Annotated in this window: 22 protein-coding genes, 1 tRNA gene and 1 pseudogene; 15 read left to right on the forward strand and 9 right to left on the reverse strand. The window is 35.7% G+C overall.

What is annotated here, in order from left to right:
- Positions 1-303: 303 nt before the first annotated feature.
- On the forward strand, positions 304-1221 hold the full coding sequence (locus tag OOK89_RS00370) for an Rpn family recombination-promoting nuclease/putative transposase (protein WP_264719029.1): 918 nt from the start codon (positions 304-306) through the stop codon (positions 1219-1221).
- 10 nt (positions 1222-1231) lie between these two features.
- Here the strand turns inward: OOK89_RS00370 and OOK89_RS00375 are convergent, their stop codons facing one another.
- The gene (locus tag OOK89_RS00375; protein ID WP_264719030.1) at positions 1232-2830 is read right to left on the reverse strand and encodes an ABC transporter permease; all 1599 of its coding nucleotides are present in this window, start codon (positions 2828-2830) and stop codon (positions 1232-1234) included.
- Positions 2831-2959: 129 nt separating this feature from the next.
- Between OOK89_RS00375 and trhO the strand changes: the two genes are divergently transcribed.
- On the forward strand, positions 2960-3787 hold the full coding sequence (trhO, locus tag OOK89_RS00380; RefSeq protein WP_006280186.1) for an oxygen-dependent tRNA uridine(34) hydroxylase TrhO: 828 nt from the start codon (positions 2960-2962) through the stop codon (positions 3785-3787).
- 178 nt (positions 3788-3965) lie between these two features.
- Here the strand turns inward: trhO and topA are convergent, their stop codons facing one another.
- From topA to terL, 3 genes are all read right to left on the reverse strand, one after another.
- Entirely contained in the window at positions 3966-6416 is a 2451-nt protein-coding gene (gene topA, locus OOK89_RS00385; protein WP_264719031.1) for a type I DNA topoisomerase, read from the reverse strand.
- 87 nt (positions 6417-6503) lie between these two features.
- A complete protein-coding gene (locus OOK89_RS06555; RefSeq protein ID WP_419198969.1) occupies positions 6504-6593 on the reverse strand; it encodes a hypothetical protein in 90 nt (29 codons plus the stop codon).
- Positions 6594-6692: 99 nt separating this feature from the next.
- A complete protein-coding gene (terL, locus tag OOK89_RS00390) occupies positions 6693-8144 on the reverse strand; it encodes a phage terminase large subunit (RefSeq protein WP_264719032.1) in 1452 nt (483 codons plus the stop codon).
- A gap of 905 nt (positions 8145-9049) precedes the next feature.
- Here terL and OOK89_RS00395 point away from each other — a divergent pair.
- Positions 9050-9123: transfer RNA gene (locus OOK89_RS00395), tRNA-Arg, on the forward strand.
- An 8-nt stretch (positions 9124-9131) separates the two neighbouring features.
- Here OOK89_RS00395 and OOK89_RS00400 read toward each other — a convergent pair.
- Together OOK89_RS00400 and OOK89_RS00405 are read right to left on the reverse strand one after the other, a co-directional pair.
- Positions 9132-10082 (reverse strand): complex I NDUFA9 subunit family protein, encoded by a 951-nt coding sequence (locus OOK89_RS00400; RefSeq protein ID WP_264719033.1) that lies wholly within the window; start codon positions 10080-10082, stop codon positions 9132-9134.
- A gap of 50 nt (positions 10083-10132) precedes the next feature.
- Positions 10133-11662: a UDP-N-acetylmuramoyl-tripeptide--D-alanyl-D-alanine ligase gene (locus OOK89_RS00405; RefSeq protein WP_077188612.1), complete on the reverse strand. Its 1530-nt coding sequence runs from the start codon at positions 11660-11662 to the stop codon at positions 10133-10135.
- Positions 11663-11845: 183 nt separating this feature from the next.
- Between OOK89_RS00405 and OOK89_RS00410 the strand changes: the two genes are divergently transcribed.
- From OOK89_RS00410 to mdh, 7 genes are read left to right on the forward strand one after another with little or no spacing between them, the layout of a single operon-like run.
- On the forward strand, positions 11846-12646 hold the full coding sequence (locus OOK89_RS00410) for a hypothetical protein (protein ID WP_264719034.1): 801 nt from the start codon (positions 11846-11848) through the stop codon (positions 12644-12646).
- 16 nt (positions 12647-12662) lie between these two features.
- Positions 12663-12920: a hypothetical protein gene (locus OOK89_RS00415; RefSeq protein ID WP_006279579.1), complete on the forward strand. Its 258-nt coding sequence runs from the start codon at positions 12663-12665 to the stop codon at positions 12918-12920.
- A 3-nt stretch (positions 12921-12923) separates the two neighbouring features.
- Complete coding sequence (locus tag OOK89_RS00420) at positions 12924-13292, forward strand: HIT domain-containing protein (RefSeq protein ID WP_010082356.1); 369 nt, start codon at positions 12924-12926, stop codon at positions 13290-13292.
- A gap of 18 nt (positions 13293-13310) precedes the next feature.
- Entirely contained in the window at positions 13311-13664 is a 354-nt protein-coding gene (locus OOK89_RS00425; RefSeq protein WP_006279576.1) for an NADH-quinone oxidoreductase subunit A, read from the forward strand.
- Between the two features lie 3 nt (positions 13665-13667).
- Positions 13668-14174 (forward strand): NuoB/complex I 20 kDa subunit family protein, encoded by a 507-nt coding sequence (locus tag OOK89_RS00430; RefSeq protein ID WP_006279574.1) that lies wholly within the window; start codon positions 13668-13670, stop codon positions 14172-14174.
- A complete protein-coding gene (locus OOK89_RS00435; RefSeq protein ID WP_007548576.1) occupies positions 14167-14739 on the forward strand; it encodes an NADH-quinone oxidoreductase subunit C in 573 nt (190 codons plus the stop codon). Before OOK89_RS00430 ends, OOK89_RS00435 begins: the two co-directional genes overlap by 8 nt.
- Positions 14740-14742: 3 nt before the next feature.
- Entirely contained in the window at positions 14743-15693 is a 951-nt protein-coding gene (mdh, locus tag OOK89_RS00440) for a malate dehydrogenase (protein WP_264719035.1), read from the forward strand.
- A gap of 27 nt (positions 15694-15720) precedes the next feature.
- Here the strand turns inward: mdh and OOK89_RS00445 are convergent, their stop codons facing one another.
- The 3 genes from OOK89_RS00445 to OOK89_RS00455 are packed head-to-tail and all read right to left on the reverse strand — an operon-like array spanning position 15721 to position 17583.
- Positions 15721-16488: a TatD family hydrolase gene (locus OOK89_RS00445; protein WP_010082353.1), complete on the reverse strand. Its 768-nt coding sequence runs from the start codon at positions 16486-16488 to the stop codon at positions 15721-15723.
- Positions 16485-16931 carry an RNA pyrophosphohydrolase gene (locus OOK89_RS00450; protein WP_007548581.1) on the reverse strand — a complete coding sequence of 149 codons (447 nt, stop codon included), beginning with the start codon at positions 16929-16931 and terminating at the stop codon, positions 16485-16487. The genes OOK89_RS00445 and OOK89_RS00450 overlap by 4 nt, the downstream gene beginning before the upstream one ends.
- Before the next feature lie 34 nt (positions 16932-16965).
- Positions 16966-17583, reverse strand: a complete 618-nt coding sequence (locus tag OOK89_RS00455) for an AAA family ATPase (RefSeq protein ID WP_022626414.1) — start codon at positions 17581-17583, stop codon at positions 16966-16968.
- 179 nt (positions 17584-17762) lie between these two features.
- On the opposite strand from OOK89_RS00455, the gene rsfS reads away from it, so the two are divergent.
- The 5 genes and pseudogenes from rsfS to OOK89_RS00490 all read left to right on the forward strand — a co-directional run bounded on the left by rsfS (position 17763) and on the right by OOK89_RS00490 (position 21602).
- Positions 17763-18080, forward strand: coding sequence for a ribosome silencing factor (rsfS, locus tag OOK89_RS00460; protein WP_006279567.1), 318 nt, complete (start codon positions 17763-17765; stop codon positions 18078-18080).
- The gene (locus OOK89_RS00465; protein ID WP_010963049.1) at positions 18071-18310 is read left to right on the forward strand and encodes a hypothetical protein; all 240 of its coding nucleotides are present in this window, start codon (positions 18071-18073) and stop codon (positions 18308-18310) included. The genes rsfS and OOK89_RS00465 overlap by 10 nt, the downstream gene beginning before the upstream one ends.
- A gap of 1 nt (position 18311) precedes the next feature.
- Positions 18312-19562: a tyrosine--tRNA ligase gene (gene tyrS / locus OOK89_RS00470; protein WP_007548582.1), complete on the forward strand. Its 1251-nt coding sequence runs from the start codon at positions 18312-18314 to the stop codon at positions 19560-19562.
- A 398-nt stretch (positions 19563-19960) separates the two neighbouring features.
- A pseudogene (locus OOK89_RS06560) lies at positions 19961-20901 on the forward strand (IS5 family transposase).
- Positions 20902-21272: 371 nt separating this feature from the next.
- Positions 21273-21602: an SWIM zinc finger family protein gene (locus OOK89_RS00490; protein WP_264719036.1), complete on the forward strand. Its 330-nt coding sequence runs from the start codon at positions 21273-21275 to the stop codon at positions 21600-21602.
- Positions 21603-21770 lie beyond the last annotated feature (168 nt).

Here is a 21770-nt window from a genome sequence, read left to right on the forward strand (position 1 = left end):
TTTATTTGTAACCAGACTGCATTCTGTGATTTTTAGCAAAACACGATACACAATCGTCATTCCGCTACTTGTTAGCGGAATCTATGCCGAGATACCGCGGCGGTATGACGGTTCGCGGCGGCATGACGATAAGCTCGTCATCCCGCTACTTGTTAGCGGGATCTATGCTAAGATACCGCGAATGAATCGCGGTATGACGGTTCGTGGCGGTTATGACGTGTTAGCTATAGCTATCTTCAAAAATATGGTTGAATAATTGTTAATAATAGTGTATAATTATTAATATTTTTAAGCACTTTGGCTATGGCTCTTTCAAAATTTCTCGATCCTCGCAATGATTTGTGTTTCAAAAAAATCTTTGGAACGGAAAAAAATAAGAATATCCTGATCCACTTTTTGAACGATATTTTAGGGTTTACTGAGATAAATGCAATACAAGAAGTTGAGTTTCTTAGCACTATTATGGATCCCGAAGTTGCCTCTGATAAACAAAGTATTGTTGATGTTCTCTGCAAGGATTCTCACGGAAATAGATATATAGCAGAAATGCAGCTCGCTAGAGACAAGGGCTTCGAAAAACGCGCTCAATTATATGCCGCTAAAGCCTACTCAAGACAATTAGATAAATCTGGCAACTACATTGATTTAAAGAAAGTCTTCTTTATTGCTATATCAAATTGTAACTTACTTCCTGAAGAAGTTGATTATATTTCTACTCACAATATACGTGATATAAAAACTAACGGCCATTACTTAAAAGATTTTCAGTTTGTCTTTATTGAGTTGCCTAAATTCGCAAAAAATAAAGTAGAGCAGTTAGAAAGTATAGTAGAAAGGTGGTGTTTCTTTTTTAAATACGCAGAAGAAACAACAGAAGAGGACTTAAAAGAGATAGCAGAAAAAGCGCCAATAATAAAGCTAGCATATGATGAATTAGACAAGTTTCGTTGGAACGAAAAAGATTTAGTAGCCTATGAAGAAAGGATAATGGATCTACGCAAAGAAGAAGCTATTCTTGAATACAGACTTGATCTTGCTGAAGAGAAAGGTATACAAAAAGGTATAGAGAAAGGGAAAATTGAAGGGAAAATTGAAGGGAAAATTGAAGGGAAAATTGAAGTCGCAAAAGCAATGCTGGCTAATAATGTTGATGTCAACACTATTGTTAAGTTTACTGGCCTTTCTATTAGTGAGATTGAAGAATTAAGTGGAAATCTGTGAACGGTTACGTTTATTTTTTATCCTTATCATCAAGTGTAAATAAGGTTATTGTAGAGATTAAGCCTATTATAACTATTATTAACGAAAATGGGGCAGCTTCTCTATAGCGCTCATCGCTTACAAGTTCATATATTCTAGTTGATATAGTTTCAAAATTAAATGGTCTTATAATGAGTGTTGCTGTGAGCTCTTTGATAGTATCCATAAATACGAGCAAAAATCCCGATAATATACTCTTCTTGATGAGAGGGATATGAACATTCAAACATGTGGAAATAGGTCCATGACCCATAGTATATGCAGTCCACTCAATTTCATTTGGTGTTTTTTTGAGCCCTGACTCTACCGCCTTGAAAGATATAGCAAAAAAACGAAATAAATATGAGTAAACTAATGCGCCAATAGTTCCTACCAAGCTAATTTCCACAACATATTGAGTAATGAAAGAGGATATTCTGCTTAAAAATATTATTATGCTAATTGCGATAATTGCATTTGGAATTGCGTAGCCTAAAGAAATGAGACGTGCTACATTATTGATTACCTTATTTTTACGCGCCGTATATCCAATAATTATTGCAATGCTAATTGAGATTAGTGCAGTGATGAATGATAAACTAACGCTATTTGCTATTATGTTATAGAATCTTGCTTCATATATGAAAAACCCCTTCTCTATGCTCCAATATATGAGCGGAATCATTGGCAAAATAAAACCTATTAATATCGGCAATACACACATAAGATAAGCAAAGATCAATGGTATAGTGCCACTTATACTCCGTTTATTGTGATAATCTGAATTGGTATTGATTGAAGAGTAGGATATTCCTTTTTTTTGTAGTTTTTTTTCGATAGCTATTAGTGTTGCAACGAAAATCAACTCTGCAACTGCTAAAACAGTAGTTGAATATTTGTCATGCAGTAAAAACCAGGTGCGATATATTCCTGTTGTGAAAGTATCGATAGCAAGAAACTGTGGTGTGCCGAAATCTGTAATTACTTCCATTAGTACCAAAGACAACCCAGCTATAATTGATGGGCGTATGGAGGGTATGATGACAGAAAACAGGCTCTTCAATGAGGAGAACCCAAGTGTTGACGCAATAGTGACTGAGTTACTAACATTCTTTAGACTTGAGCGGACTAACATATAAACGTATGGATATAGGCTGAATCCCATTACTAATATTCCACCACCTAGGGATTTTATTTCAGGAAACCAATAGTCACCTTTGCTCCAATCTAAAATGTCTCTTAATAAGCTCTGCACCGGACCTGAAAACTCTAGCGTATTTACATAGACGAACGCTACTATATATCCAGGAATCGATATCGGAAAGAACAAAGCAATCTCAAAAATTTTACTTCCAGGAAATGAAAAAAATGTGGTGAGCCAAGCTGGAATTACTCCAAATATGAAAGATATTCCCCCTACTCCTACCATCAAAATTAACGTACTCAGTATATATTCAGGAAAAAGTGTACTGATTACCCATTCGGAATTCGCTGAATCTGTAAATAAGATTGATATTAACGATAGTATAGGACAGACGAATAATATACTTACTAAAAATAAGAATATATTTTTAAATACTCTTAAAAACATTAATTTGAATCTATATTTTATATTAAAATGTTATATGTAAAAACTGAAGATATCCAGTAATTAACAGCCGTACTATTGAATATCTTTATAATTTTGTATATCATGTTTTTAGTTGATAAGTGAATAATCATGAGCTTCGTCATTGCAACTTTCTATCACTTTGTAGAACTCTCTAATTATTATGACATGAAAGACGAAATAAAAGCTGCATGCAACAACGTTGAGTTAAAGGGCACTATACTCCTTGCAGAAGAGGGTGTTAATGCAACAATATCTGGTGAAAGAAACGCAATTGATAAAATATTCGATTTTCTACGTTCTGATTATAGGCTAAGGGACCTTACATGGAAAGAGAGTGCAGCAAAATATCAACCATTTAGCAAGATGAAGGTAAAATTAAAAAGAGAGATTGTGAATCTTGGTGTAAGCAATCTTGATATTTCCCTTAAGGGTAAATATGTTGATCCAGAGCATTGGGATGATTTTACTTCTCAACCTGACGTTTTAGTAATAGATACACGAAACGAGTATGAAGTGAAATTAGGCAAGTTTAAGAATGCAATTAATCCACACACACAATGTTTCCGTGAGTTTCCTCAGTGGACAGAGTCATTTTCTGAGAGTAAAGACCTGAAAGTGGCTATGTACTGCACTGGTGGGATTAGATGCGAAAAATCTACAGCATATATGAAAAGCCTTGGATTTAGTGATGTTTACCATCTTAAAGGCGGCATTCTTTCTTACCTTGAAAAAACTTATAATAAAAATGGTAATTGGAAAGGAGAATGTTTTGTTTTTGATGATAGAATTGCTGTTGATAACTCACTTACTCCAAGCAACACAATAAAATGCATATTCTGCTCAAATCAAGTTTCAACTGATAAACTGAAATCAGTTCCACGTGGCCAAGTGGTTTGTTCTGATTGTAAACTTCAGTGTTATAGCTATAATAAATAAAACATCATACTGCTGCAGTTGTATGCACGTTGTGATTTGAGAGCAACCTCTACCAGAAAGGGTGTCATGCCAGTGCCCAGACACTGGCATCCAGGTTCTTTTTTTCTAGATTCCAGCGTCACACGCTGGAATGACAAAAAAGCTGATTTTTAACGTAGATAATGGTTATGCAAGAAGTCTATTTCTTGCCCTTAATCAACTCTAAAGCCTTCTCCAGATCTATGCTCTCAATATCTGCACTCTTGCCCAAAGCAACGTTTGTTTTACCACATTTTATATAGAATCCATACCTACCATTGCAGATAAAAACTTCTTTTCCCTTTTCATTAACCCCGAGAGATTTTAACTCTTTGCGTGGACTGTTTGCAATAATTTGTACAGCTTCGCTCAATTCTGTATTCAGCACCTCTTTGGAGCTTTTCTTAAGAGAAAAGTATTTACCATCATAGAAAATATAGTACCCAAATCGCCCAAGGCCTATTTTTACTTCCTTTCCGGTTTCAGGGTGTTCTCCGATTACTTTCGGCAAGGAAAGTAACTGAGTAGCGGTGCTCAGATCAATATCATTAACATTTATATCTTTTGGTATGGAAACCGTTTTTTTCTTTTTTAACTCGTTATTAAACTCCAGATAAAGTCCAAAAGGACCCTTTTTGATCATCACTTCTTGGTTTGTTATACCATCTACACCTAAACTTTTTGGATATTCTGAATTGTCGTTACTACCTGTAATTTCTTTTGTATGGTTGCATTCAGGATAGTTAGAACATCCAAGGAACACCCCGGCTTTTCCAAAGTTCAATTTCAATATGCCACCTAAGCAAGCAGGACATTTTGTATTCACCTCTTTTCTTCCTTCTTCTGAACAAAACCAATCGATTACCAAATCGTGAATGCCGCTGAAAACTTCATCATGCGTCATTTGCTTGACAGAGTTTACATGACCAAAAAATGGCACCCAAAAGTGGCCTAATTCTTTTTTCCAATCTGCATGTCCATTTGAAATTAAATCAAGCTTTTCTTCCATTTGTGCTGTGAAATCATACTCTACACAACGCTGAAAAAAAGTTTCTAAAAATATAGTAACGATTTTACCACGACTGCTTGGAATAAACCTTTTGCTATCCAATGAAACGTACTCACGATCTTGTAATACCGAAATAATTGTTGCATAAGTTGATGGGCGGCCTATACCGATTTCTTCCATTTTTTTAACGATACTTGCTTCACTATAACGAGGTGGCGGTTGAGTGAAATGTTGTTTTGGCTCAACTGAAATCAGCTTGCATGCTTCCCCTTCCTTCATGGCAGGTAGCAGGCCTTCATTTTCGGCTTCCATGTTATCTTGATAGACTCTATAAAAACCATCAAAGAATATACTCGACCCACTTGCTCGCAGAACTACTTTTTGATCAGTAGAACTAATTTCAACTACCACTTGATCAAGAATCGCCGATTCCATTTGACTTGCAATGGTCCTTTTCCAGATTAAATCGTACAATTTAAATTGCTCTGGCGTTAAGTAATCCTTAATACTACCCGGCGTTCTATTGATATCAGTTGGACGAATTGCTTCATGTGCTTCTTGAGCATTTTTGACCTTTTTTACATATTTACGAGGAGACTGCGGTAAATATTTATCACCATATAATGACTTAATTGACCCTCTAATTGAGTTTATAGCCTCATCTGCAATATGAAACCCATCTGTACGCATGTAAGTTATCAACCCTACAGTTTCACCACCAATATCGATACCTTCATATAAATTTTGCGCTATGCGCATAACACTTTTCACATTAAAATACAGTTTATTCACTGCATCTTGCTGAAGACTTGAAGTAATAAACGGAGGAAGCGGGTTTCTCTTAACTTGCTTGCGTTCTACTGTGCTTACAGCATATTGCCTTGACTCAATCTCCCTGACTAAGTTCTTTGCTTCCTCTTCATTCTTAATATCAAATTTTTCTAGCTTTTTATTGTCATAGTGGCTTAGCATAGCAAAAAAAGCCTCATCTTTGCTATTTTGCATTTCTGCCTTTATGCTCCAATACTCCTGTGTTATAAATTTAATAATTTCATCTTCTCGTTCGCATATAATCTTTAATGCAACAGACTGCACTCGCCCTGCAGACTTGCTCCCCGACAATTTTGTCCACAGCAGTGGTGACAAACTAAACCCAACCAGATAATCCAAAGCTCTACGTGCTTGTTGTGCACGCACTAAATCCATATTTATTTCACGTGGATTCTTTATTGCTTCTTGTACTGCTCTTTTTGTTATCTCATTAAAGACTACTCTATAAATGTTGTTTTCATTACTGATTGCTTTCTTTTCTTTTAATGTCTCTATCACATGCCAAGCCATTGCTTCCCCTTCTCTGTCTGGGTCTGTTGCAAGATATATATCTGATGTTTTGCTTGCGGCTTTTACTAACTCTTTTATATACTTTTCTGCTTTTTCAATGGTCTCATACTTTATAGCAAAATCATTATCCGGATCGACAGAACCGTTTTTTGCTGGAAGATCCCTCACATGTCCAAAGGATGCAGCTACTTTGAACTCTTTACCCAAATATTTACCTATTGTCTTTGCTTTCGCAGGTGATTCAACTATTAATAATGCCATATTGTTAATTATTTTAGTACTTAAAGATAATATGTTGAGAAATATACGATGAAAAGTAAAAAAATATTTTAATGGTTCTTGTGAATTTTACGAACCTGGTTGTGGGACCTTTTCAGAAAACCCTTGGACGTTGCTATTTTTAAGTGACTTTGAAGGCTCATTACAATAGTATATGATCGCAGCAGCAACGAGAAGCTAGATTCCAGTGTCAGCTACTTGCATGACAAAAAAAGGAGCGCTGGGATGACATCCTCCCTTGTGGAAATTGCTCTCAAATCACAATGCCCGTAAAGCTGCAACCCTAGAGCTACTATCTCTCACCCACTGCAAATATTGCACGGTACTATCCACTTGATCATCGTGTCGAGTTTCAGGAAACATTAAAATCTCATACTCAAAATCGTTTAGCCATACTGCTTGATGTGGCAGAAAAACCTTGCCAGACTCTATCATCGGAGCAATCCGGTGGAATCGAGTGAGTTTGTCATCATGTGGCATTATTTCAATAATGGGTAAATCACTGTTTGTCTTTAGCTCTTGTACTAATTGCTGACCACTTGTTTTGGCTTCGATCAAAATCGCGTGTGGTGACCATCTTGCAGCTAGTGATAAAACTTGTTCTTTAAGCTTTGGATACTCAAGCTTTGCGCGATATACATCAAGTAAATAGAATTTATTATCTATTTTTGCCCAGGTGGTGCAGACGCTAAAGTTGCTCATGCTGCTTGTTGAAACTGCAGTGTCCCAGCTCTGAGTGACATATGAGAGACTATCAGGAAAATTTCTATAGCGTTTCAACCACTCTGGTTTAATTATACCACTTGAAAGCGGCAGAGGGTTTTGTTGATATTGCGCAGCAAAAGCATAACTCCCAAGTTCAGCTTTTATTATCTCAACTTCTTCTTTTCCTCCATCGAGGGGATATAACAACTGACCTTCTTCTCTTGAATATAATATCCTTACAGGTGACGCTGGTTTATTATATAATCGCCTGGTCGCACAGTGCTGAGCTACTCGGATGATAGGAACGGGAGGTATTGGCTTTTTGATTGAATAAATAACCTGCTTATTTTCAGAAATCATTGGCAAACAAATATGATGCCATATGTTTTTTGGCTTGGAGAGAAGGTGTCCAGTTAAGTCCTCCTGGTGTAGCCTGTGCATTACAAGAACGATGACTCCTTTTTTTCTATCGTTCAGCCTGGTTACTAAAGTCTGATCAAACCAGTTTGTGGCACGCTTTCTAAGCGTTTCACTCAAAGCTTGAGCAGAACTGAGCGGATCGTCCACAATGATAAAATCACCACCTTCACCAGTTAGTGTTCCACCAACTGATGTTGCGATTCTGTATCCTCTCTGCACTGTTTGAAATTTATATTTGGTATTCTGGTCTTTGGATAGTTCTATCTCTGGAAATAGCGCTCTATACCAACTAGACTGCATCACGCACCTGGTGTCGAGCGAGTGCTTTTCGCTGAGCCGCTGAGAATAACTTGCAACTATTATTCTCGCAGTTGGTTGGTTTCCCAGTATCCATGCGGGCCACGCAACGCTTATGCACATGGACTTCATCGAGCGCGGAGGCATATTGAATATTATTCGTTTCACTTCACCAGCGCTCGCCGCTTCCAGCCTATCTGCTATGACTTTTATATACTGATAATCGTTATACTCACACCCCGGCACTACCGTTTGAAAGCACAGTTCAATGAATTTTAGAAAGTTCATGATATAATGTTGAAACCAGCGCGTAACGCTGGGATGACAAAAAAAGGAGCACTGAAGGCTATAGGTTGTAAGCGAGACGTCATGCCGCTGCAAAATAATTAACCGTCATACCGCGATTCATTCGCGGTATCTCTTAACATAGATCCCCTACTATACCTTAACATAGATCCCGCTAACAAGCAGCGGGATGACGAATTACTTAACCATCATCTACACCGTCATACCGCGATTCATTCGCGGTATCTCTTAGCCGCTAACAAGCAGCGGGATGACGGTTGTTGTTTAGCTATAAATATTAAGAAATTTACTAAATGAAAAAAAAGGCAAAAGAAGCCCTGGGGTTATTATCCGCTTTAAAATATTGGCGTTTTTTATGTTTTAAACGCTTGACAAGCAAGATTAAGCTGCTTTTAATTGCAACTAACTTACGCTGCAAATGTTTAAGAAATTTACTAAGCAGAAAAAAAGACAAAGAATCCCCGAGTTAGCTAGTCTTTTACTATCTCTGTCGAGTATTGGCATTTTTTGATGTCTTGTAACGCTTTATAAGCGCGTTCAGCTTATTTAGATAAAAATCTAGATGTAGATGAAGTTTTGTAAAGACATACAGTATCTATATACTGCAAAAAATTGAACATAAGACGCCGATACATTAAGTAATCCTTACCTTTTAATCTGCAGATTGGCGAAAGCAAATACAATAGCTTCACTATCATGATAAGGGCGCTGGTGGAGTTTGTCAAGCAACTTTCTATATAATATTTTCTAAAATAAATAGACTTCTCGCATCCAATTTCGGTAGCGCGCGACACACAACTGCAATGACAAGGTTTTGTAAGATAAACATCATATTCACACGAAGTACTTGACTTCACTTGTACTAAGAAGCATTTTATATATGTTGTGTGCCCGTAGCTCAGCTGGATAGAGCAACAGCCTTCTAAGCTGTGGGTCGTAGGTTCGAATCCCACCGGGCACACTCTTCTATCAATACTTTCTATAAATCTTCAAATACTCTGGCACCACATTTTCAATTGCTAATGGTCGAACCTTCATTGTTTCAAGGTCAACTGACTTTTCGATTGAACTATTCATCATAACTTTCACCTGATCTTGAGTAAGCATAGGGTTCGTATCTCCGGTTACTGGTTTTAGCAGCATAGAAATAATTTTATTTTCTAAAAAGAAAGCTATTAACTTTGCCATTGGAAAAGATACATTGATCAACAAACACTTTCTGTTAGTAACATTCAGAATAAACTTCAATAAGCTTTTGAAGGAGTAAACCTTTGGTCCACCCATGTTATAAATTTTCTTGTCTTGCTTATTAAAACTGATAATACGATATACCACTTCAGCTAAGTCTGTTACACATATTGGCTGAAATTTAGTTGTTCCATTGCCAATTAGTGGTAAGAAAGGAAGAATAGTTGCTAATCTTGCAAATTTATTAAAGAAGTTGTCTTCTTTACCAAATACAAGGCTTGGCCTAATTATTATTGCTTTTTGAAATGCTGAAGTTACAGCTTTTTCACCTTCCAATTTACTTTTGGCATATTTTGACAACTTGCTATTTTCTATTCCCATAGCAGAAAAATGTATCATCATAGGTACATTTTTCATTTTTGCAGCTTTTGCTATCCTTTCAGCTATTTTAACGTGAACAGCGTAAAAATCGTGCTTTTTTGCTTCATATAATATTCCCACTAAGTTTATAGCTACATCACATTCTTCCATACCCTCCAGAACTGATTTTTCATCAAAAAAATCGCCTTTAAATATTGATATTTGTCCTAAATTGCCACACAATTTTAAACAAGCAGCTTTTTCCTGATTACGAGTGAATATCTTTATTAAATATCCTTCTGCTGCCAAGCGTCTTACGATGTGTTTCCCTATAAACCCCGTTCCACCAAAAATAATTACACGTTTTGTCACAATTAAAGTTCCTAATAATTTGTTACTGTAAATTAATACAATGATTTCGCTTAATATTTTATTACGAATTCCCGTACAATAAGATCCATTTTCATTCCTCGTGAGCCTTTAACTAGAATTGCGTCATTATTCTGAATAATGTTAGCTAAATCACTTTTCAATTGATTAGAATCATTAAAATGCGTGCCTCTTATATTATCTGGCAAAAGCTCATGCAATTCTAACATAAATTTACCAACTGTATAAACTTTATCTATATTATTTTCTGTGATAATCTTAACCAAATCTGTATGAAACTCTATGCTTTCATCACCAAGTTCCAACATATCACCAAGCAAAGCTATTTTTCTCTGATTAGAATATGTACTCAAAGTTTTTATTGCAGTTTTCATCGAAGCAGGGCTGGCGTTATAGGAGTCATCAATTAAATGTATATATTTTTTATTGTATTTGACCTTATGAATATTGCCTCTACCTTTCGCTACACTAAAATTCTTAAGTGCAAGTGGTAATTTTGATAAATCAAGTCCGAGGCTTTGCACAACTGCTGCAACAGCAAGTAGCGAATAAGCAAAATGCTCACCTTGTACACGTAAATTACAGTTTATAATTTGATTATCACTCAGCCTGATTTTTAAACTTAATCTATTAGCAACTCGGTTTGATGTCATTCCAGCGCGTGACGCTGGAATCCAGTCTTTATTATACAACCGTCTGATATGCTCATTTGCAATTGAACTTCCTGGATCCAAGTAGTCAAGCACTGGGATGACAGAAGATAGTGCTGAAATGACAGAAGATTCATCGTTTCTTATTAAGTTTAGTAAACAAACTTCAGCATTTTTATCTTTACCGAAGCTTATTACATTTCTATTGGCGTGTGATGAGAGATAATCATAATATTTATTATCTCTGCTTAAAACCAAAGTACCGTTATTTTTCATACCATACAGAATTTCTAACTTCGCTTGTGCAACGTCAAATAGTGATGAAAAATTTTCAGTATGTGCAGGTTCGATGTTGGTAATAACTGCAATATTCGGATTACTAATTTTTGATAATTCTTTTATTTCACCAGCTTTATTCATTCCCATTTCAAGAATTAAGTACTGGCAGTTTTTTGGAGCTTTCAGAATTGTCAAAGGCAATCCTATATTATTATTTAAGTTACCTTCATTTACATGAGATACTCCATATTGCGATAAAACAGTGTGCAGCATATCCTTTGTAGTGGTTTTCCCAACACTGCCTGTAATTGCAATAACTTTAGCATCAACAAGAACATTTCTAATGTAGTATGATGCCATACCGTGCAAAGCTTTCAGGGTATCTTGTACAATAATGAGAGGGAAATTTTTATATTTACCCTCACTCACTATTGCAGCGACAGCCCCTTTTAAAAACGCTTCATGCAAAAAATTATGGCCATCAAAATTCTTTCCCTTGAGGGCAATAAATAAATCACCTTTTTTTATGCTTCTTGTGTCCGTTGAAATATTTGAGCTATGTATCCAATTACAACCATTTACGTCTCTTCCGCCAGTTGCATCAATGATATTATTTGTGTTCCATTTAAACATAATTTAGAGTATTCTTTATAATAAATTGAACAATAAAAGTAGCGAAAATACTACATGTTTTAGACAATGTGCAAATAATGGTTGCAATCCCTATAATTCTATCTTATAATGGATATAGAAGTTTAAATTTTTTCGTCTATAATTAAAATGTATTTAGTTATAGAAAGTACCTTGGAGGTATGTATGGCAGAATCTATTTGGGCTAAGATAGGCGGAGCAGTTAAAACAGGTGTAGAAGCTACAGGTCGGGTGTTTGCTCTTGTGCCTAAAGCACTTATTTACCCTATAAAGAAGCCGTTTGCTTCAACGGGTGAAATGAAACATGATGCTACAGTTTCGTTAAAGAAAGCTGTTGGTATAGATGTACCTGAAGAAGAAAGGGAATATGATCCACCTATAGAAACCACACAGGCTAGTAAGGATCTTGGTGTACAAATAACAGAGCAAAAGAAAGGGATAGGAAAGGTAAGTTTTTTAGTGTCAAGAACTCTGACGGGAGATATACCTTATTTGAATGATGAACAATTGAATAAAATAAAAGCACTAAAAAGTGAGTATTCAAACATCACTATACATAGAGAAGAAAATAAAATTGTAATTGAAGTTGATGTTAAAAAAATAATTGAAGACATTAAAACTGACTCTAAAAATAAAGGAAAGAGTCCAGAGGAGATAAAAAAGCTTGCTATTGAAGAAATTAAACAAAAAGTTGACGGTAACCTTAAAGATCTAGCAAAAATTACTGGTGGAGAATTTAAAGTTCACACAGACTTAAAATTGCTGTATGGTATTGCAGAAAAATTGTATAAGGAATATGATAATCAAAAGCAGTCATCAGAAGCTACGAAACCTGCAGGACTTACAAATAGCGAAGGGTTACTAAAGGCTGGTCAGCCTTCAGTAACTATAGCTTCAGGTGAGAAAAAATGGGCGCAAGAAGCTATAAAGCCAGGTAAGTCGCAAAGTTGTGGAATGCAAAAATAAGTTATAGGGGAGTATTATGAGTGAAGCTAAAAAAATAGAGGAAAGACATCATAGTTTAACTGTTCCTGGGGATATGTATCACTTACAACCAGGAGTTATTACTGGAAAAAGGGTAAGTGGAATAGAACCCTTTTTGAAAGAACAGCAGGACATGGTAAAAGTAAGGGAACTTGTAAGCTCTTTAAATCTTGAAGATGCTTCTGGTGAAGCGATAAAACCACTATCTACACCTAATGTAGAGAAAAACGAAGAAAGAGGGAAAGGTCGCTCTTAAAATATGAGCAATGAAGTTTATGATAGCGATAACATCTTTGCTCAAATATTAAGAGGTGAGTTACCTTGTGAGAAGGTACATGAAAATGAAAATGTACTAGCTTTTCATGATAAGTACCCTGACGCACCAGTTCATATTTTAGTTATATCAAAAAATCAATATATTTCATATGATGATTTCATTCTAAAAGCTCCTGAAGAGGAAATAGCGGATTTCTTCAAAACTGTAAGAGAGATAGCACACAAATATAATCTAGAAAAAACAGGATATAGATTAGTCACTAACTACGGTGAAAATGGAGAGCAGGTTGTACCACACTTTCACGTGCATATTTTAGGTGGTAAAAAGTTAGGAAAGCATGTAAACTCATAGTGTTATATGTTTTGTTAAATGAGCGAATATTTAACCATAGTAATCTTTATCTGCGTATCAATTGTAGTATCTTTTGCTTTAGGTATATTGCCTATGTTTCTTGCAGTGAGTAAGCCAGATGGTGAAAAGCTTTCCACATATGAGTGTGGCTTCAATCCACTATCCAGTGCAAGAAAAAATTTTGACATTAAATTTTATCTAGTTTCAATATTATTTATAATATTTGACTTAGAAATTGCTTTTCTTTTTCCTTGGGCTGTTTCTTTATCTAAGATAAGCTATGGTGGATTTTGGTCTATGATGGTATTTCTTGCAATACTCACTATAGGTTTTATCTATGAATGGTGTAAAGGTGCATTAGAGTGGGAGTAGTTTATGACAAATCAAATTCTATCTAATGATGACTGGGGTCGTTATAAAAAAGAAGGGTTTCTTGTCACTAAATTTGGTGATTTAACAGATTATGTAATGAATTGGGCAAGGTCTGGTTCATTGTGGCCAATGACATTTGGTCTTGCATGTTGCGCAGTTGAGATGATGCATACTGCATCCAGCCGTTATGATCTTGATAGATATGGTATAATGTTTCGTGCAAGCCCACGTCAATCAGATGTGATGATTGTTGCTGGCACACTAACTAATAAAATGGCAGCAGCATTGCGCAAGGTTTATGATCAAATGGCAGACCCGAAGTATGTTATTTCCATGGGAAGTTGTGCAAATGGTGGTGGTTATTACCATTACTCTTATTCAGTAGTCCGAGGCTGTGATAGAATTGTGCCAGTTGACGTGTATGTCCCTGGATGCCCACCAACCGCTGAGGCGTTGCTATATGGAATGCTATGCCTACAAAACAAAATAAAACGGACTCGGAATGGATAAAACTGCAAAGTATATACAAAAAAAGACCAAATGCGAGTGCATTCAAAAAGATGATGGCATTATTGTAATATATTCAACTTTAGATGAAATTGAAAAGCATCTATTCTTTCTACGTGATGATGAAAAGTGTAGGTTTGAACTATTAGTTGATATTTTTGGGGTTGACTATCCAAATAGAGAGAAGCGTTTCGAGCTAATATACAATCTGCTCAGCATTGTGCATAATATTAGAGTACACATAAAGCTTCAGTTATGTGAAAGCGACATGCCTCCAAGTGTAGCGAAGATATTTAGTACGGCTTTGTGGTTTGAGCGTGAAGTGTTTGATATGTATGGAATAGAGTTTTCTGATCACCCTGATTTGCGTAGGATTCTAACAGACTATGGATTCAAAGGTCATCCAATGTTAAAAGATTTCCCTCTCACTGGTTATGAGGAAGTAAGATATGATATAGAGACAAAAAAGGTTGTGTATAATCCTATAGATTTACCGCAAGATTTTCGTATGTTTGATAGCTTATCGCCTTGGGAAGGTAAAACCATAAAAGTAAATACAAAGGAGTAGAAAATGACAGTACAAAGAAAAAAAATATCTTTAATCGGTGCAGGAAATATCGGTGGAACTCTCACCCATATGATTGCACTAAGGGAACTCGGTGATGTTGTTTTACTTGATATTAGTGATGGAATACCACAAGGTAAAGCACTCGACATAGCAGAATCATCCCCTATTGATGGATTTGATGTCAATATTACTGGCACAAATAGGTATGAAGATATAAAAAACTCCGATGCAATTATAATAACCGCTGGCATCGCTAGAAAACCTGGAATGAGCAGGGATGACCTCCTGCAAACCAATGCTAAAGTAATGAAGGAGGTTGGCGAAAATATTAAAAAATATTCTCCAAACGCGTTTGTAATAGTGGTTACCAACCCTTTGGATGCCATGGTTTCAGTGGTGCATAAATTTTCAAACCTTCCAACTAATATGATTGTTGGCATGGCAGGAGTGCTTGATTCTTCCCGTTTTCGTTACTTTCTTGCAAGTGAGTTAAATATCTCAGTTGAAGATATATCTGCTTTTGTGCTTGGAGGACATGGCGACACTATGGTACCACTAATCAATTGTGCTTCAGTTGCTGGAGTTCCACTTACTCAAATTATCGATATGGGTCTTATCACACAGAAAAAAGTCGATGAAATAGTTGAACGCACTCGCAATGGCGGTAAAGAAATAGTTGATCTGCTTAAGTCTGGATCTGCATACTACGCTCCTGCATCTTCAGCTATATGCATGTTAGAATCATATTTAAAAGATAAGAGGCGCATATTACCATGTGCTGCTTACCTTAATGGTGAATATGGTGTAGAAGAGTTGTTTATTGGTGTTCCTGTAATTATTGGAAAAAACGGAATTGAAAAGATCCTAGAAGTTAAAATGAATGATAGTGAACAAGAAATGTTTAATAAGTCTGTAAACTCGGTGAGAGAGCTGGTGAAATCTTTAGGTTCATAAGCAAATTAATGGTTTTATAGAGCTTCTTTATAGCTCAAACAGCCTAAAAAAGTTGCTTGTGGTTACCTTCGCTACTTGTTCTGGTGACTCATTCCACAACTCTGCCAAACAATCAACAACGTATTTCACCATTGCTGGTTCATTCTTTTTTCCCCTATAAGGCTCAGGTGATAGATATGGTGCATCAGTTTCGACTAAAACACGCTCGCGTGGTACATTTTGTGCAATTTCTCTGAGTAAGCTCGCATTTTTAAAAGTAATAATTCCAGAAAATGAAATATATAACCCCAAATCTATAGATTGATAAGCAAGTTCTTTAGAGGAAGCAAAGCAGTGCATTACTCCACTAAAAGCACCGGCTTTCATTTCTGACCTTAACATATCGATCATCTCATTATCAGCGCTTCTTGTGTGAATAACTAAAGGTAGTCCAGTTATTCTTGACGCTTCTATATGTAATGCAAAACTTTTTTTCTGATTGTCTTTGTTGTCAGATTTATAAAAATCTAACCCGGTTTCACCGATACTAATTACCTTTTGGTTCTTGGTAAATTCAACTAATTCATCAACATGTATACACTCACCGTTTTCTATAGCAGCATCAAGCGGATGTATACCAACAGAGGAGTAGACCTGATCATAGGATGAAGAAATTTTTAATAACTTAGGAACATCGTCAATGCTTACGCATATGTTATGCAAAACCTTTACACCATTTTGCTCTGCCCTTGAAATTACTTTTGGTATTTCATCGTCAGAAAAATAAATCAAGTGGCAATGAGAATCTACTATCATGAGCTTATTGTTGAGGCTTTTATTATAGAAGAAAACTCTTCTATCACTGTTTTATAAACTTCTTTTTTAAATGATATAGCACTGGCTACTAAACTATCTATACCTTGCCAACGCCACTCTTTGAACTCTGGATGACCAGTATAATTAATATCAATGTCCTCATCCTCTCCGCAAAACTTCATTAAGAACCACCTTTGCTTTTGACCAGAATATTTTCCATTCCAGCATATTGGTATAACTTCTTCAGGCAAGTTGTAGTATATCCAATCCTTGCTTTTAGTTATAACCTTTACTTTATTAGTACCAACCTCCTCTAGCAACTCACGTAACGCTGCTTGTTCCAGTTCCTCACCATCATCAACACCTCCTTGTGGCATCTGCCAGTAAGAATCGCTATCAAAGCGTTTTCCAATAAAGGCATGTCCTTGTCTGTTAAATAGCATTATGCCAACACAAGGACGGTACTTATCTTTCTGCTCAACCACGAGTACGCTCTGTTTTTAAATGATTTGTTACAGAAGTTTTAATTAATTTTCCATTTTTTTCTTTCTTCATCTCTTCAACAATTTTCTTTGCAACTTCCTTTGCACTCAAGTTCGAGTTATCAATTTCAAGCGAACCCTCAGGTATAAATAGCCTTTTCCCTTCAATTTTCTTTATAGCAAAATCCGGATCAGTAATTTTATTTTCCTGATATCTCTCTTCTGATTGGACACGTCTTACTAGTTTTTCATTATTACAATGTAATACTACAGAAAAAATTTCCATGTCCATTTTTTTACTTAAATTTACCACTGAGTTATATAATCTTTGGTCATAGGGATCACCCTCTATCAATTCATTTGTAAATATATAATGTTTTGATTTTACGTAGTGTTTTTCCAGTATTGCTAATACATTTTCCCTAACTGCAAAAATTTTTTCCCATAGGTCATCTGGAACTTCAGCGTTTTGTAATTTAACAATATCAAATATAATATTATTGAATAGATTATTGCTTACTATTACTGCACCAATGATTTTACACAGTTCCTTTGCAGTAGTAAACTTACCACTGCCTGGAAAGCCGATTAAGTAGATGAGAGTCTTGCCCATAATGAATACTAGTAAAAAGCTATTTTCAATTATATAAAAAGTATATACATTGTACATGCTAAAAACATGATGATAAAATAGATGCAGGTAATACCTTTAACAAGTAGTTGCGTTGAAAATAGTTCATATTTAGAAATTTTGAGTATATAATTATAAATGAATCATATAACCTGTAAACAATGCTTAGCGATATGGAATCGATAAGAAGTACAATTGAAGAGATAATAGATCAAAATAAAGGTCATGATATAGTAACTTTTGATGTGCAGAATAAAACCGTTATTGCAAAATATATGATTATTGCATCTGGTGATTCAAGCCGTCACGTTAAAGCTTTAGCTGAGCACGTAATAAAAAGCCTCAAGCCACATGATAAAATAGATGTAGAAGGTATGGATGAAGGCAATTGGGTGGTTTTGAATTTTCAAGGCATAATGGTTCACATATTCAGGCCGGAAGTAAGGGAGTATTATAAAATAGAAGAGTTATGGAACTGATTGCCTGGATAGCTGGTGCACAACTGCACAAACGTTGTAATTTTGAAGGCAACTCCTGCACAGGTAGTGGTGTCATGAAAGTAGCTGACACTGGAATCCAGTTTTTCATGCAATTTCATCGAAAACGTTGTATAGTGTGCTTGTTTATAATTAAGTTCCAGTGTCTGGGCACTGGCTTCTCTATTAGGGTTACCTTCGGCATTAATGACAGGATAGACTGGGGTTTATAAAATGAAACACGCATCTGAATTTTTAAATTTCATCCAAGAAAGAGGGTACCTATACCAATGCACAAACATTGAAGGACTAGATCAATTATTATTGCAGAGCAATTATATAGTTGCATACATTGGGTTTGATTGCACAGCACCAAGTCTTCATGCTGGTCACCTAATTCAGATTATGATGCTCTGTCACCTACAAAAATTTGGTTATAAGCCGATAGTCTTACTTGGAGGTGGCACAACAAAAATTGGTGACCCATCCTTCAAAGATAAAGCAAGAAGCATCTTGCCTGTAGAGAACATCAATCAAAATACATCCAGTATAAGGAGAATATTAGAGAAAATGGTGTCTTTTAATGACAGCAAGACTGGTGCAATGATAGTAAATAACGCAGATTGGTTGGATAACATAAAATACATAGATTTTTTGCGTGATATAGGAGCTTATTTTTCTGTAAATCGTATGCTAAGTTTTGATAGTGTGAAAACCAGGCTGGATAGAGAGCAAACCTTAAGCTTTCTGGAATTTAATTACATGCTATTGCAAGCTTACGACTTTATTGAATTAAACAAAAAATATGATTGTCGTCTGCAGATTGGAGGGTCAGACCAGTGGGGAAATATAGTAAACGGAATTGAACTTGGAAAAAAGTTGAATTTACCTGAGCTATTTGGCCTTACCATGCCTCTTTTATTAAATGCACAAGGAAAAAAAATGGGCAAAACTGAAAGTGGAGCAGTGTGGCTTGATGATAATATGCTAAAGCCTTACGACTACTGGCAATATTTTCGCAACGTTGATGATCAAGATGTTGGACGTTTTTTAAGATTGCTCACTGATGTGCCAATTGATGAGATTAGAAAATTAGAGTCTTTAAAGGATCAAGAAATAAATGAAGCAAAAAAGGTCTTGGCAACAGAAGTGACAAAAATATGTCATGGTGACAAAGAAGCGGAACTTGCACAATTTGCTGCAATTTCTGCTTTTGAGAATGAAGATAGCTCACTACTTCCTGATTACATCATAAAAAAAGAACAAGTTGCAAGCGGCATATCCTTAGTAGACCTACTACATGACACCGGGTTTGAACCTTCAAAAGGCGCTGCAAAGCGTTTAATACAGGGCAACGGATGCAAGATTAATGATAATGTTGTAAACAATATTGATCATGTAATAAATTTCGAAAGCTTTAAAGATCAGCCATTTATAAAATTATCTGCAGGAAAGAAACGCCATATAAAAGTTGTGGTAGATTAGGTCTCGAAGTAAGAAAACAAATTTTATACAAGTGAGAAATTAGATATGGAGCAAATTTTCAAAATTCGAGAATTATGTATAAAACAACTGGAAAGATAGTAGAAAGCGAAATTCTATTATATATAGCTAAAGTGGCTTAGGTTTACCTACAATTTGAAAAACAACAAATTCGTCATTCCGCTACTCATTAGCGGAATCTATACCGCGAATGAATCCATAACTGTACGGACATTGCAATTTGGGCCTACCAGGAGGGCAATGCCTCTTATCCAAGTACCCTCTTCTTGTCATCCCAGTGCGTGACACTGGGATGGCTTTGTTGCATAGCAACTGAAAAAATCTGGTGGCTACTGACAAAATTCATTATAAAATAGCCATTTAACCTTGAAAGAAAAAATATGCCACAAAAAATGAGGGTCAGTAACCATAGCGAATATAACAAATTTCTAGAAAAAAGAGGAAATATTTTTCATTATATCAACGAAGCCATAGAAAAGTGGTACGAGAATGGTCCAAAAATACCAGGTGGCAACAATATTTATAGCGATAAAGTTGTAATTTTGGTGCACATAATAACTTGTTTATTTAGAATAGGCCTGAGGCAAACAGTTGGGTTTATAGCAGGATACCTTGAGCAAATTGGGAAAAATTTGCAAGTTATCAGCTATTCACAATCATCAAGAAGGTTTAAGAAACTTAATATTAAGATCAATGATTGCAGAAAATAATATGGAAGATATCGAAATTGCTATAGACAGTACAGGAATTAGTATATACAACAACACTCCTGGTCATAGCAAGGAAAATAGCGAAGATAGAAAGTATCGCAGCTATGAACAGACAAGAAAATTGCATGTAATGTTGAATACAAACAGCAAAAAAGCCATAGCTGTAAAATACAGTAACGGCTGATCACTATGGAGCTTGTGATTTGCTAAAAGAAGTCGATTTTCAGTATGTCATAAAAGTACTATATGCAGATAGGGCATATGACAGAGAAAAGCTCTATAAGCTGTGTAATCAATATGGTATAAAAACGAAAATTCCTCCGAAAAACAACGCAGCAGAGCATCCAAAGTTAGACTATATGGCTGAGAGAAATTCTGCAGTCAAGCTCATAAAGTCATATGATGAAGATGGTATAAAGAAGTGGAAAAAAGAGATGAGTTATGGAAAAAGATCTTATATAGAAAGTTTTTTCTCGCGACTGAAACAAACATTCGGGTTTAGTTTTAGGAATAAATCTGAGACAAATAGAGAGAAGGAACTACTTGTTAAATGCTATTTGCTCAATAAGTTCACTGATATTGGTATGGCTAAATTTGAGATAGCTTCATAAATTTATTGTGCGTTACCTACTATCCGAAGAGCGATGCAACAAAGCCCACTGGGATCCAGGAATTTTATTAAGTTGGTAAGTATAAAAGTAGCCGTTTTATGTTAAAACACAACGTTCTTGATGAGATTACGGTAAGGCTGGATTCCAGTGTCAGCTACTTTCATGACACCATTTGCTGTGCAATTTACCTTCAAAAATGAATGTTCATACAGTTATGGAATGAATCGCGGTATGACGTAGGGAAACCTTTCTTGAGTTAGCTATAGCACTATAAAATTGTCCGCAGGGCCATATAAAAGTCGTGGTGAGTTAATAAATTTTTATGGAAGAAAGGATATATTAGAAAATTGAGGGTTTTAAAGGAGGTAAAAATGAGACTGTATTATAAAGATATCACAGGTCTTATCAAAGAACCCTACCGCTCCAGAGGAAGGGATTATTTTGACAAAAGAAAGGTACAGATTATATCTGTTAATGAATCTCAAGCTAAATCAAAGGTAGTTGGATCAAATGTATATCGAGTAACACTAAAGCACGATGGTCCTCTTTTGAATGGAACATGTTCCTGTCCTGCATTTGTGTATTATGGTCCATGTAAGCATATGGCTGCAACAGGTTTTGCTTTGGTTGCACTTGATAGAAAGGAGTATCGATCGTCTGCGCGCCCAGATGAACAGACTCTCTTTGAAAGGTTTTACTAAGAAAAACAAAGCAAGAGCTAATTTCAATAATTACTCGTTCCAGTAAACATTATCCTGAGATTTTTGAAGAACTAAAGGATAAAGAATATGAGCAATTTATTCAAAGTGAACTTTCAAAATCCGAGAATTATGTATAAAACAACCGGAAAGATGGTGAGATCAGGTAAT

The organism is Wolbachia endosymbiont (group A) of Lasioglossum morio (assembly GCF_947250585.1).
Lineage (GTDB): Bacteria > Pseudomonadota > Alphaproteobacteria > Rickettsiales > Anaplasmataceae > Wolbachia > Wolbachia pipientis.